The organism is Variovorax sp. P2_H12, from assembly GCF_056403395.1.
The window spans coordinates 1-13,346 of sequence record NZ_JBFUFO010000058.1 but is presented as its reverse complement, the minus strand read 5'-3'; the positions used below and the strand labels follow the sequence as shown (position 1 = coordinate 13,346).

The 13,346-nt window shown below is 63.1% G+C and carries 11 protein-coding genes; 7 read left to right on the top strand and 4 right to left on the bottom strand.

Annotated features, from left to right (window positions below; genetic code table 11):
* Positions 1 to 14: 14 nt before the first annotated feature.
* Together AC1DYK_RS31940 and AC1DYK_RS31935 are read right to left on the bottom strand one after the other, a co-directional pair.
* Complete coding sequence (locus AC1DYK_RS31940) at positions 15 to 1,508, bottom strand: extracellular catalytic domain type 2 short-chain-length polyhydroxyalkanoate depolymerase (protein ID WP_478169969.1); 1,494 nt, start codon at positions 1,506 to 1,508, stop codon at positions 15 to 17.
* Positions 1,509 to 1,627: 119 nt separating this feature from the next.
* Positions 1,628 to 2,830: a substrate-binding domain-containing protein gene (locus AC1DYK_RS31935; RefSeq protein ID WP_478090291.1), complete on the bottom strand. Its 1,203-nt coding sequence runs from the start codon at positions 2,828 to 2,830 to the stop codon at positions 1,628 to 1,630.
* Positions 2,831 to 3,083: 253 nt separating this feature from the next.
* Here AC1DYK_RS31935 and AC1DYK_RS31930 point away from each other — a divergent pair, with 253 nt between their 5' ends.
* The 5 genes from AC1DYK_RS31930 to AC1DYK_RS31910 all read left to right on the top strand — a co-directional run bounded on the left by AC1DYK_RS31930 (position 3,084) and on the right by AC1DYK_RS31910 (position 8,902).
* On the top strand, positions 3,084 to 4,592 hold the full coding sequence (locus tag AC1DYK_RS31930; RefSeq protein ID WP_478169968.1) for a sigma-54 interaction domain-containing protein: 1,509 nt from the start codon (positions 3,084 to 3,086) through the stop codon (positions 4,590 to 4,592).
* A 271-nt stretch (positions 4,593 to 4,863) separates the two neighbouring features.
* Positions 4,864 to 6,117, top strand: a complete 1,254-nt coding sequence (locus tag AC1DYK_RS31925; protein ID WP_478169967.1) for an alpha/beta hydrolase — start codon at positions 4,864 to 4,866, stop codon at positions 6,115 to 6,117.
* 72 nt (positions 6,118 to 6,189) lie between these two features.
* Entirely contained in the window at positions 6,190 to 7,131 is a 942-nt protein-coding gene (locus tag AC1DYK_RS31920; protein ID WP_478158329.1) for an AraC family transcriptional regulator, read from the top strand.
* Positions 7,132 to 7,394: 263 nt separating this feature from the next.
* Positions 7,395 to 8,300, top strand: a complete 906-nt coding sequence (locus AC1DYK_RS31915) for a LysR family transcriptional regulator (protein WP_478158328.1) — start codon at positions 7,395 to 7,397, stop codon at positions 8,298 to 8,300.
* Positions 8,183 to 8,902, top strand: coding sequence for an IS6 family transposase (locus AC1DYK_RS31910; protein WP_477650152.1), 720 nt, complete (start codon positions 8,183 to 8,185; stop codon positions 8,900 to 8,902). The genes AC1DYK_RS31915 and AC1DYK_RS31910 overlap by 118 nt, the downstream gene beginning before the upstream one ends.
* A gap of 410 nt (positions 8,903 to 9,312) precedes the next feature.
* Here the strand turns inward: AC1DYK_RS31910 and AC1DYK_RS31905 are convergent, their stop codons facing one another.
* Together AC1DYK_RS31905 and AC1DYK_RS31900 are read right to left on the bottom strand one after the other, a co-directional pair.
* On the bottom strand, positions 9,313 to 10,290 hold the full coding sequence (locus AC1DYK_RS31905) for a Bug family tripartite tricarboxylate transporter substrate binding protein (protein ID WP_478169966.1): 978 nt from the start codon (positions 10,288 to 10,290) through the stop codon (positions 9,313 to 9,315).
* Positions 10,291 to 10,339: 49 nt separating this feature from the next.
* On the bottom strand, positions 10,340 to 11,410 hold the full coding sequence (locus AC1DYK_RS31900) for a GntG family PLP-dependent aldolase (protein WP_478169965.1): 1,071 nt from the start codon (positions 11,408 to 11,410) through the stop codon (positions 10,340 to 10,342).
* 113 nt (positions 11,411 to 11,523) lie between these two features.
* On the opposite strand from AC1DYK_RS31900, the gene AC1DYK_RS31895 reads away from it, so the two are divergent.
* A complete protein-coding gene (locus AC1DYK_RS31895; protein ID WP_478169964.1) occupies positions 11,524 to 12,453 on the top strand; it encodes a LysR substrate-binding domain-containing protein in 930 nt (309 codons plus the stop codon).
* Positions 12,454 to 12,545: 92 nt separating this feature from the next.
* Positions 12,546 to 13,346 (top strand): IS6 family transposase (locus tag AC1DYK_RS31890; RefSeq protein WP_478169963.1); only part of this gene is annotated, 801 nt, incomplete at its 3' end.

Sequence of the window (13,346 nt, the reverse complement as noted above, 5' to 3'; positions counted from 1 at the left end):
TATCAGGGACAAGATCAAGGACAAGTGCCGATCACGTAGTAGCTGGGCCCCGTCTTCTTCAACGTGGTGATGACCGTGCTATTCCACAGACCCATGTTCTGCAGGGAACCGTACGCAAAGGTGTAGCCGTAGCCCGCATAGGCACGGCCCGCCGTCGTGTGGGCGAAGTTGGAGGCCGTGTAGCAGCTGTCATCGCTGCGGGTAGTCGTACCCGAGGCCGATGCGGAGGTCGCGCCTTCGGCCCCGTTGGCATCGATCGCGCGCACAGTCCAGCTGTAGGTGGTGTCCGCAGACAGACCGCTGTCGTTGTAAGGGCTGGCAGCGACCGGCGAGGCCGTGAGCAGCGCACCACCGCGGTAGACCTTGTAGCCGCTGGCGCCGCTGACCGAAGCCCAGCTGATCGTCATGCTGCTGGCGCTGGCGTTCGAGGTGCCAACGCCCACCGGCGCGGGCAGTGTGCCGCCGCCGCTTGCGCCTGCGGACACTTTGTCCACCATCGCCTTGATGGCGGTCATCTGTGTGCCGGCCTTCTGCGCGAAGTTCGAGCCGTACCAGCCGAGCCAGTCCCAGCAGCCGCCGGTGTTAGCGAGCGAGCCGCTGGCTGCCGTCATGCGATAGGTGCTGTCGTTCTTCGTCTGCGGGAACAGCACGATGATGCTGTTGGTGTCGGCCCAGCGGGTATAGCCGGTGTTCTTGAGGTATTTGTCGCCGATGGTGGCGTAGTTTTGCGCGCAGCCATGCAGGACCACATGGAGCTTGCAGACGGCGCCGGTCGCGCAGTTGGCCGGTACATAGAGCCAGCCGCTGGCGGCCATGCCCGGATTGCTGTTGATGAACGCGCTCTGGTCGAACTCGATGTAATTGCCGGCCGCGGGCGCGTCGTTGCGCGCATTCAGCGTGCCGTAGAACTTGCTTAGAGCGGCCTTGGCGCCGTCGTAGCCGCAGTTGCTGATGTAGGGCGAGGCCGAGTTGTTGCATGCATTGTTGCCGGTCGCATCGAAATCGGTCGGCATTACATGGGCGGTGCTGTCGCGCTTGATGTAGTCGAGGTTGGCCGTCGTCACGCCATTGTTCTGGTACAACGTATTGACCGCGTTCATCTCGTTCGGACCGACGGTCGTGTCACTATTGCCTACCCACAGGAAGACCTTCTGCTTGGCCACATTGACCTTGTCGTCGATGGTCGTGCTGCTCCAGTTGTTGATGTCGGCCTGCATGGTGTTGATCATGCTGGCGCTGACCACGGCATTGCTCATGCAGTTGGTGGAGTAATAGTGCCCGCCGCAGCTGTACGGACCGCCGGTGAACACGCCAACGCCCTTGAAGGTGGCCGAGAAGGCATAGCCCAATTGGCTGGCCATATAGCCGCCCGAAGACATGCCCGAGACCGTGGTCTGGCTGGTGTCCACATTGAAGGACGGCAGCGCGACAGCAACCGCTTGAGCCGGAGGCGATGTCACCAGGGCCGAGACGGCCAGGGCCAAGCCAAGAAGCGCGTGAAATTTCATTGCAAGTCTCCTAACTCATTTTTTTTTGCCGACGCCGCATGCGCTGAACGACGGGCCGGCCCCGTTCCTGCTAGTCCGGTGGTTCAGAAGCGCCGGGGGAGCGCCTCATTCCAAAGCGCTTATTGCTGGTTGCGGATCGGGATGTTCATCTCTTCGGGCCTGATTTCCCGAATCAATTCCGGCACGCCCCAGGCGAGCGCGGGGTCGTCCTTGATGCGCGTGTGGTACATCGAGTGCATCGCCTGGTGGTCTTCCTTGCGCAGCGTGATCTTGCCCTTGGGCGACTCGAAACTCATGCCTTCCATGGCTGCGATCAGCTTGTTGGTGCTGGTGTCGCCGTTCGTGCGCTTGAGCGCCTCGACCACTGCCACGGCGGCATTGAAGCCGTCGAGAGTGAAGAAATCTGGCGGAGCCTTGTAGCGGCCGTAGTGGTTCGCGACGAGCCACTCGTTGACCTTGTTCTTGGGAATGCCGAAGTAGTAGAAGGTCGACCCTTCCATGCCGGCCAGCTGCTTGTAGGGGACCATCCCCTGCAAGGTGGTGCTGACGGTCGAGATCTCGATTCCGTAGCGTTTCAGGTCCATGTCCGCGATCTTCAGGGGGTTGCCGGCGCCGGCCCAGTAGACGTAGATGATCTTGCGGCCGGGCTTGTCCTTGAGTGCCTGGATGATGCGCTGGGCACCCGCGGTGAAGTCGGTGGTCGTCATCGGCAGGTATTCCTCGTGCACGATGCGGGACTTCTTCAGCGCTTCCTTGAAGGCCTTGATGCCGTCGCGGCCGAATGCATAGTCCTGCGCCAGCGTGGCGATGTGCACGTTGTCCTTGTCGAGCGCGACGGCGTTGGCGATCGCGTCCTGCGAGCTGTTGCGCGCGGTGCGGAAGACGTACTTGTTCCAGCGCTCGCCGGTGATGGAGTCGGCAACCGCCGTCTCGACGAGGAAGACCTTCTTGAATTCCTCGGCCACCGGCAGCATGGCCAGCGCGACGGCGGACGACGTGGCGCCGACCGCGATGTCGGCCTTGTCGTCGGAGTAGGCGGCGGCCAGCAAGTTCTTGCCCACGTCGGGCTTGCCCTGGTCGTCGCGCTCGATCACGACGAGCTTGCGGCCAGCCACGGCCATGGTGCCGCCGGTGGCGTATTCAAGGCCCAGTTGGAAGCCGGTCTGCGCCTGCTTGCCGTAGGCCTCCAGCGGCCCGGTGAGGCTATGGATCTGCGCGATCCGGATTTCCTTTGGTGCCTGGGCGGAAGCTGGCGAAATAAGGCCGGTCAGCAGCGCGGCGATGGCGACCGCGGTGACGTGGCGGCGCGTGTTCGATGGCATGGGAGTCTCCTTAATTTATGGTCAAGCCGGTCGGTGGACTGCAAGGCCCATGCCACGGGCTGAGCGTGCTGTCGCTGCAAGGGGGCGCATTGCGGCGCGGCGTCAGGAGGCTGTCGTGCTGTCCTGAGCGGTTGACATGCCGCCATGTCCGGGTGGCCGACACACCAGACAACTGTCCTGTTGGCCGGACGGTTGCGGCACTGTGAGGTCAACTTAGCAAGCGGCCCGCAGCCCGCTACACTCGACGGACGCCATGACACCCGATCTCGACCCCACCGACGCACTCGACCCTGGCGGTGTGCTCCAGCTCGCCGCGCAGCGCATGTTTGCCACGTTCGCCGAAGCGGTGATGGGAATGGTGGTGATGGACCGCGAGCACCGCATCGTCTGGTTCAACGAGGGCTACCGGCGCTTCATCGCACTCGGCCCGTTCGCAGACTCCGGCGTCATTGGCCGACGGATCGAGGAAGTCGTGCCCAACTCGCTCATGGGCAAGGTGATCGACACGGGTATGCCCGTGGTCGTCGATTTGCTGACCAACCAGTATGGCGCCTTCCTTGTCAGCCGGCTGCCCCTGCGCAACGAGCAGGGCAACGTTATCGGCGGGGTGGCTCTGGTGCTCGCCGACCAGCCCAATGGGGCAATGCAGCCGCTGATCGGCAAGCTGGTCGATCTGCAGCGCGAACTCGAGGATACCCGGCGCAGACTGGCGGTCGAGCGGCGTCCGAAGTATTCCCTCGCCAGCTTCGTTGGCAGCAGCGCTGCGGTCGCAGAGGTGAAGCGCCAGGTGCGGCGTGTCGCTGCCACCGACACCACGGTGCTGCTTCTTGGTGAGACGGGCACGGGCAAGGAGCTCCTTGCGCATGCTGTGCATGCCGCGAGCCGGCGTTCCGTCGGCCGCTTTGTCAGTGTCAATATCGCTGCTATCCCAGACACACTGTTGGAGGCCGAGTTCTTCGGCGTGGCGCCGGGTGCCTACACGGGTGCCGACCGTAAGGGGCGCGATGGCAAGTTCAAGTTGGCCGATGGCGGCACGCTGTTCCTCGACGAGATCGGCGATATGCCGATGGAACTGCAGAGCAAGCTGCTGCGGGTCCTGCAGGAGCAGGAGATCGAGCCTCTCGGCAGCAACCGCGTCGAGCGGGTCGATGTGCGCATCGTCTCCGCAACGAGCCGCGACCTCGAGGCGATGGTGGAGGACGGACGCTTCCGCGCAGACCTCTACTACCGGCTCAACGTCATGCCGATCCGCCTGCCGCCGCTGCGCGAGCGGCTGGAAGACCTGCCCGACCTGGTGGACACGTTGTCGGAAGACATCGCACGCCGGAGCGCGCTGGCACCGAGGGCGGTCGGACCCGACGCCATGGAGCTGTTGGCAGGGCGGTCGTGGCCGGGAAATGTACGCGAGTTGCGCAACGTGCTGGAGCAGGCGTCGCTGATGACCGACGACCTCGTGCTCGAGGCACTGCACTTCGAGCGAGTGCTTCAAGCGGCAGCCAAGCCGGGGCAGCCTGTGCCACGCGGGCATGCCGGCGATGTCATGCCGGCCAACGACTCCGCGCCTTCCGCCGTCTCCAGCTCAGACACCGGAGCAGCGGTCAAGCCGCTGCATCAGGCCATGGCGGAGGCCCAGGCTCAGAGCATTCGTGTGGCCCTCGCCGCCACCAAGGGCAACAAGGCTGCCGCCGCGCGGCTGCTCGGGATCTCTCGTGCGGCTTTGTACGAGAAGCTCTCGGCAGGGAGCGAGGCGGACGGCGCATGAACATCGCGCCACAACTGTTCTTGCTCCTTGGTGGCCCATCTCGTCGGGGCTCGGCTGGCTCTTGACTGGCGATTCAGGGCAGCGTTTGGCATCGAACGCCCCGAACTGGCCCAACTCCCTGCTCGGGATCGCCAAGCACCTTTTCCCATTTTGGACAGCGCCGCTTCCTCTTTCGAATATCGCTTGAGCGGACGCCTTTCTAGTATTCCCCTCCGGTAAGCCGGTGGATGTTCTGCCGGAGCCTGTCACCCATCACATTGGAGGGGAACGCATGCGTTTGTCTTTCTGGTCCAAGGCACTCCGTGCGGCAAGGAACTTGCCTCTGTGGCTCGCCGTCGTGCTGTTCGCGGGATGCGGGGGCGGTGGTGACCGCCCCGTGCCGCAAATCCCCGAGCCGCAATCGGGCGACGTGCTCTCTTCGACGGCATATGTAGCGCCGGGAGTCAATGGAGACGGAAAGCTGCTGGTTCATCTCATGCCTGGGCTCAATGGAAGCCTGATCCGCGCGACCAGTCTGGTGTTCGTGCCGAAGGGTTCGCCACCTGTGGGCGGCTGGCCTGTCGTGACATGGGCGCACGGGACGACGACAGTCGGACAGCCGTCGTGCGCCCCGAGCCTGAAGCCCGCCGCGCTCGACGGCAACCTAACAACGGAAGGCGCTGTGCTTGGCGTGGAGCCCAGCGGCTATGCGGACCTGATTGCGGCACTGGTGAGTGCTGGCTATGCCGTGGTGGCACCTGACTTCGAAGGCTTGGGCACGGAGGCTCAAGCCCCCTATCCCTACTACAGCTTCTCGAGCTTGAGCCGCTCGCTAGTCGCCGCCACCCGGGCTGCCTACAAGTCGGTGCCCGGCCTGTCGAAGAATTGGGCCGTCGTTGGCCACTCCGACGGGGGACATGCCGCAGTCGCCGTGGAGAAATTCGCCGGCGAGGCCCCTGAGCTCGACTACAAAGGGGCCGTCGCGATAGCGCCCTTCGTCTCCATCCGCCATGAGGTCGACCTGCTGAGCGCCAATGCAGCCAGCGACCCAAGCAATGCGGCGAACTACGTGGTCTTCCAGAACTTGTTGGTTGGCATGATGACCACTGGTCTGATCGCGCAACAACCGGGCTTCGACGCGAGCAAGGTGATGGGTTCCGACTTGCTCGCGATGATGCCGACACTGAAGAACAGTTGCATCTTCGCGGCTTTCGGTGCAGTTGGCGCTGCGGTGGCTTCGAAGACCCCGGCCGCGTTCAACGGCTTCAAATCCGATTGGGCCGCAGACCCCGCCATGAGCGCGTTTCTGGCGGCCAACGATCCTGGCGTGATGCCTGGCTTCATGCTGCGCAAGCCCACGTTGATCCTGCAGGGCAGCGCCGACGCGGCCGTGCTTCAGCCGATGGTGGACGACTTTGTGGGCGAACTACGTACGGCTGGCTCGCCCGCCGTCACGTACAAGCTTTTCCCGGGTGCCAGCCACCAGAGCATCGTTCCGCGCGGAACGGCTGATACGCTGACCTTCCTGCAGACGATCGTCCGCTGAGAGTATGGAGACAAGTGGGCTTGACGGCTCCACAAGATGCCCGGCATCCTACCGGGTGTCGATGGAGTGGGTATGTACAAGGATCGAAAAACCGCGGAGCCTGAACCATTGCGGCTGAGAACCGGCGACATCAATCAGGTCGTCGCCGTGACAACTCGATTGTTCGCGCACCACAAGGTCAAGTCCTTTGGCGCCGGACCGCTGGACGTATCGATTTTCGGCAAGTCTTCCGGAGGACTGTTGCTCGGCGGCGTGTCGTACAACACCAGCATGGTTTGGGATGTGGACGAAACGCGGGAGTCGTTGATCATCACCGAACCGCGGAGTTGCGACGGCGTTCTAGGAGAGCAAGCGTTTCGCTCGCGAGACTTGATCGTTTTTCGCCCCGAATGGTGCGGCCGAGTGGAGATCACGCCGCCTGGCGACTTGCGCAACACCTGCATTCCAACGTCCGCATTGCTGCGCTCCACCCAAGCGCTGCTCGGCATCGAAGTCGACAGCGTGCCTGCTTTCTCGCCCAGGATCGCGGGCGATACGAGCCAAGCCAGGCGCTTGCGAGCCATGCTCGATGTCCTGCATGAAGAGCCGATGCACCCGAACCAGGTGCTCGAACGCGCGCGCACGCACTGGTTTCTGCTCGAATTGCTCACGCTATGGTCGCACTCATACTCCAAGTACCTCGACCACGAGATCGCTCTGCCGCGCTCGCTCCGGCGCGCGTGCGAGTTCATCGATGAGAATCTGGCCGAGCCTATCAGTGTCGTGGACATCGCCGCGGCAGCGTGCATTGGGGTGCGCGCGCTGACGCTTGGCTTTGTCAAGCACTTTGGGCGACCGCCGTGGCGCTACACCCTCGATCAAAGGCTCCACGCTGCGCGCCATGACCTGCGCGTTGGGGGCGGCCTGACCTCGGTCACGCAGGTGGCACACAAATGGCAGTTTTCTAATCCCGGACTTTTTGCCCGTTATTACAAGGAACGGTTTGGTGAACTGCCTCGGGTGGCGAAGCGCTGACGCACCGACTGCTGCCTCCACCGTCAATGCCGGTGAGCGAGTGCTTGGCCGGTACGGCGTCGTTACGCACGTCGGCCCTTTGCCATGAAAGTTGCAACCCGAAGCCATCACGCGCTTTCTGCCGCGTCATCGGCGTTCGGCAGCAGGCATGCCATCCGGGGCCGCTACGCACTCGTGACCCATATGCATCGGCGGTGGCCAGGGCGTCGTGGCGATCCTTGAGCGCCTCCGACGGTGCCTCGTTTGGACTTAGTCAATATCCGATGATCGAACTGCGGCTTCTGCGCTATTTCATTGCTGTCGCCGAGGCACTCAACTTCCGCCGCGCAGCCGAGCGCATTCACATCGACCAGACCCCGCTGTCGCGCACTATCCGGGACCTGGAAGAACGGCTGGGTGTGGTGCTCTTCATCCGCTCACCGCGCAGGCTCCAGCTCACACCGGCCGGGATCAAATTGCTCAATCATGCGCGCGGGCTTTTTATTCGCCTGGAGCGCATCAAGCGCGTCGTTCGAGAAACCGACGCCTGCCACCGCGAGCCCTTGCGCATTGGCGTGGACGACAGCACCGCGCAGCAGCTGGCTGAATGTCTGGCCCGCTGGCAGGCCGTTTCCCCCAGCATCCCGCTGGAACTCACGGAAATGCGCACGACGGAACTGCTCGCCGCGCTGCGCAACGAAGAGGTGGACGTGGGCTTTTCCTTCGGCCTACCGGACGACGAAGCCATTGCCCAGCAGCCAGCTTGGGTGAGCCCCATCGTGGCGCTGCTACCGCTGGTCCATGAACTCGCTGGGCGCGAGGTGATTTCCCTGGCCGAGCTCTTGTCTCTTTCCGCCATCGCTTGCCATGCGGCCTACCGCCCGGGGTTGTGCCGACAGATGGAAGCGATACTGGAGCGGTATTCATTGCGTCCGACGATCGCCGGCGAGGCGCGCTCATTGACTGGCTACCTCACCCGCGTGGCCGCCGGCCTGGGCGTCGGAGTGGCCGATGCCGATCACATGCCCGCCCTGCGGTTCTGTCGCGATAGTCGGTCGGCCACAATGCAGCAATGGTACCGCTGCACGTCCAACTTGCGAACTCGACCCTGCGAGGGGTCTTCAGGCGTTTGCATTTCCCGCTGGAGATCATGCTCGTGTGCATTCGCTGGTACGCGGCCTACCCTTTGAGCCTGCGCAACCTGGAAGAGATGATGGCCGAGCGCGGTGTGCTGGTCGACCACGCCACTGTCCACCGCTGGTCACTGAAGATGCTGCCGGTGCTGGGCAAGGTGTTTCGTCGGCGCAAGCACCCGGTGGGGCGCTCGTGGCGCGTCGACGAGACCTACGTGCTCGTCGGTGGCCAGTGGAAGTATCTGTACCGAGCCGTCGATCGGCTGGGCCAGACGGTTGACTTCCTGCTGACCGCGCGCCGTGATGCGGCGGCCGCACGCCGGTGCTTCGAGCGCGCGATCGGCCAGCACGATGTGCCCGAGAAGATCACCATCGACAAGAGCGGTGCCAACACCGCCGCCGTGCGGGGTCTGATCGCCGATGGAGGCGTCACCATCGAACTTCGGCAGTCCAAGTACCTGAACAATCTTGTCGCGCAGGACCATCGGAGCATCAAGCGGCGAATCCGACCGATGATGGGATTCAAGTCCTTTGACTGTGCTGCCCGGCTGATCGCCGGCATCGAGACCATGCACATGGTCAAGAAGGGGCAGCTGCGCTGCCCCGGTGGCCTGGCATTTTCAGATGCTGAATACTTCTACAGTCTCGCCGTCCGTTGACCCGAAACTGCCGGACTTCGTCCGCCTCGACCGGCTTAACGCGACAAAACCCGGAGGATCCCGCCGAGGAACTCGCGCAAGTCGCATTGACCGGACGACGCCAAGGCATCGAGTTCCTCAGTTCGACGCCGTGCGATCATGCGCGCCTCGCGGTTGACCTCGAGCGCGCCCTCCGCATCAACGCGACCCAGGCGGTCGCGATCCCACAGAACGTGTTGGCGCCGCGGCCCTGACGGGCGCCAGCAGAGAGAAGCGTGCCGGCGAACACAGAACTTGCCGCCGGCTCCGTCCGGGCGGCGGGACTACTTGGGCGGTACGAATCCAGAACAGCACCGCGACTGCGAGCAGCATCGGCCCAAACAGGGCCTGCCCGCAGAGGCTCGTTTGGGGGGCTGCATGGACCCGAAGATCTAGCTCAGCTTGAACCCGGTCTGCGCGACCACCGCCTTCCATTGACGAATCTCCGCGTCGAGGAAGCTCGAAAATGCTTGCGCTCCTTGCGGCATCGGTTCGATGAAGGCAACGGTAAGCCGCGCCTTCACCTCGCTCAGCTCGAGCACCCGGCGAATCGCGGCATTGAGCGTTTGCACCACGTCCACCGGCGTGTTAGCGGGGGCCATAACACCGTACCAGCTGCTCACCACGGTGTTAGGAACGCTCTCGGAGAAAGTCTGCACGCCAGGTAGCCTCGCATCCCGCGACTTGCTCGCGATGGCAAGGGGCTTGAGCTTGCCCGACTCTATGTGGGGCATGCAGGCGGGAATCGAGTTGATCACCAGAGAGATCTGGCCACCGACCGCGTCAGCCAACGCGGCAGCGCCGCCCTTGTAGGGCACATGCACGGGATCCAACCCGGTCTTGAGCTTGAGCATTTCGAACAGCAGGTGCGGTCCGCTTCCCTGTCCGACAGTGCCGATGGAGAACTTGCTGCTTTGCGCGCGAGGGGCCGCCAGCAAGGCCTTCAGCGAATTGAATGGGAACGAAGGATGCGCGACCAGCATCTGCGGTGACGAACCTATCAGCGTCAGGGGCTCGAAGTTCTTGACGGGATCGAACGGGATCTTGGCGTAGGTCGCGGCATTGGTCGCGTGCGCGGCATCGGCGAGCAGTAGCGTATAGCCATCGGCGGGTGCCTTGGCGACGGCATCGGTTCCGATCAGTCCGGAAGCGCCGGGCTTGTTGTCGACAATCACGTTGAAGCCAGCTGTCTCGGTGAGCTTTTGCGCGAGAAGCCTCGCCACGAAGTCCGATCCGCCGCCGGCGGAGTAAGGAACCACGAGCCGGATGGGACGATTGGGAAAACCTTGTGCCCAAGCATGGGGGCACGCTGCTACAGCCGCCAAGGAAACGCCGGATGCCAGCACAGATCGACGAGAGACGTTGTTCATGAGATTCACTTGGAGACTCCGATGCAAGGGATGGGTGGTTGGCAAGGACCTACGTTGACGCAGCGAGTCGTTCGACAACTGTCCTGAAAGCGGCAAGAACGTGCTCCAGCGCGTGGTCATCGACATGCCGGTGAGTGACGCAGCGCAGCCGAAAAGGGCCCCATGGACGGACCAGGACGCCAGCGCGGTTCAACGCGTCGACCCAGTCCCCGCTGTCATTCGCCCCGGCTGGTAGATCGATCAGGACGATGTTGGTTCGGGGGACGCTTGTCGATAGCATCGGGAACGCATCAATCAAGGAGCGACTCAGTCGACGGGCCCGCAGGTGATCTTCGGCCAGTCTTTCGCACATCTCCTCGATTGCCACGATTCCCGCGGCTGCCACGATTCCAGCCTGCCGCTGCGTCCCACCAAGTACCTTTCTCAACCCCCGAGCCCTGCCGATCGTGGAACTCGGGCCCGCAAGAATCGCGCCGACGGGAGCGCTGAGCCCCTTGCACAGGCAGAGGGAGACGGTATCGGCGTATTGCGCTATGGCTTCAGCTGGAACTTGAAGGGCGACTGCGGCGTTGAACAGCCGCGCGCCGTCGAGGTGAACCCGGGCGTCCGCCTGTCGAGCCGCGGCGAACACCTGCGCCATGTGCGCAAGCGAAAGCACGGCGCCCCCGGCGTTGTTGTGGGATGTTTCCATGCAAACCAGCGAGGTCCTGAGCGGGCTTGAAGCTGGGCGTAACGCAGCTTCAAGTTCGGTCATCTCCATCGCGCCGTCGACGCCGCGAATGCCAGCATAGAAAGCGCCAGTCAGCGTTGCCCCGCCGCGCTCGGAGGTGTACATGTGTGCAGTCGATTCGATCACCACCTGCTCTTGACGCTGTACTTGGCTGAATGTGGCCAGCAGATTGGCCATCGTCACCGTGGGGACGAATAGGCCCGCCTCTTTGCCCAGCTTCTGCGCCACCAGTGCCTCAAGCTGACGGACAGTGGGATCCCCCTCCAGACCGTCGTCGCCCAACGCCGCGGTTCGAATTCGCTCGTACATCGCCGGCGTGGGGCGCGTCACGGTGTCGCTGCGCAGATCAACGGGCAGGCGGGGTTCAGGCGACGGTGCTGCGTCTTTCATGCGTGCGGCCCATGGAGAGCTTGGGAGGGGCGTCACAATTCATGCAGGCCAGTGTCCGTGATCGTCGCGGACATGTGAAATGCGAATACCTCAGCCATCTATACGTCATTGATATGCCAACACTCCGCATGGGTTTGAAACACATCGAGGTCTTTCGGGCCGTGATGCTTACGGGTTCGATGACCGAGGCATCGCGCCGCATGCATACGTCGCAGCCGCAGATTAGTCGTCTGATCGCACAACTGGAAGCGACCGTTCGATTCCCCCTTTTCAGCCGCAGCGGCAGCAGGCTGACCCCGACGGTGGACGGATCAAGGTTCTTCGAGGAAGTGGAGAAGACCTTCGTGGGCCTGACGGCGCTCGAAGCGGCCGCATCCAACATTCATGCATTTGGTGGCGACAGCCTAAGCATCGCCGCCATGCCGCGGCTCGCGGGTGGGCTGCTTACGCGTGCGGTCGTCCAATTCAAGGTGGACCATCCCGATGTGCCGGTGACGATTCATTCCGGCTCGGCCTCTTCGTTGAACACCTGGATCAGCTCAGGGTCCTGCGATCTTGGCCTGGCCATGCTCTACGCCGGCGTGACCGGCCTGAAGACGGAAACGATCCACACTATGAACTGCGTCGTCGTGCTTCCCAACGGCCACCGCTTGGCGAAGCGAAGGCGCATCGGACCGAAAGACCTGGAGGGAGAGCCGTTCATATCGTTCCCGGTAGGCAGTCCGCCAAGAGAGTCCATCGACCAGGTCTTCAGCCAAGCAGGAGTGGAGCGACGTACGGTGTGCGAGTCCGATCTCGGCAGCTCGGTTTGTACCTTGGTGGCCGCAGGACTCGGCATCAGCATCATCAATCCCTTGGCGGCGCTCGAAGAACGGAAAGCTTCGGGCATCGAGCTTCGCCATTTCGAGGCATCGATCCCCGTCTCGCTGGCGTTGCTGTATCCAATGCACAAGGAGAGCTCGCGGCTTGCCAGCACCTTTGCGGAGCATGTGAGGCAGGTGGTGGCACCTGAACTGTCCGGAATTGACGCGAGCGTCCGCTAGCACGAAAGGCGGATCCAGCGCCTGGCGTTGAACAGGCTCTGGTGCAAATCGCGCCTCCGGTAGGCTACGGCATTTGAACTGAAGGCGTATCGATGGCGAAGCGGCTGCAGTGCGCGGACGAACTGTTCAAGGGACGTCACTTCGAGCGCGAGATCATCGTTCTGTGTGTTCGCTGGTACCTGCGCTTCAAGTTGAGCTTGCGCGACCTGGTGAAGATGATGGCCGAGCGCGGCTTGTCGATGGCCCACACGACGATCATGCGCTGGGTACAGCGGTTCGTGCCCGAGTTCGAAAAGCGCTGGAATCGATTCGCTCGCACGGCTGGTAGATCGTGGCGCGTCGACGAGACCTATGTGAAGATTCGCGGCAAGTGGAGCTACCTCTACCGGGCCGTTGATCGCGAGGGGCAGACCGTGGACTTCCGCCTGAGTATCAATCGCAATGTGAAGGCGGCGAAGGCGTTCTTCCGCAAGGCGCTGCAGACGCAAGGCAGTGCGCCGGAGAGCATCACATTGGACGGTTACGCCGCCTCGCACCGCGCGGTGCGAGAACTGCCAGCGCAGAGCACACGTTGGAAACACACGCGGCTGCGATCATCCAAATACCTCACGGATGTATTTGACAAGAGGGCCTTGGTTTTTCCCTTTCTCAATGAAGGTTTTGTTTGTCTGGCGGTTGGTCTCTCCACGCAGCGACGAAGCGTCGGTACTCCTGCTCTGCCAGGCCGAGCCAGGCTCTCTCCTTGTCGCGCACGACCTGCAGGCTGTAGTCGCTGGCAGGACCCGGCTTGTTGCCACCACGGCGTGACGCATGGCCGGCCTTCAGTTCGAGGTTGCGCAGTTTCCACTGCAGCAGCGCCGGTCGCGTCCAGGCGTAGTCCTCGTTCTTTTCTT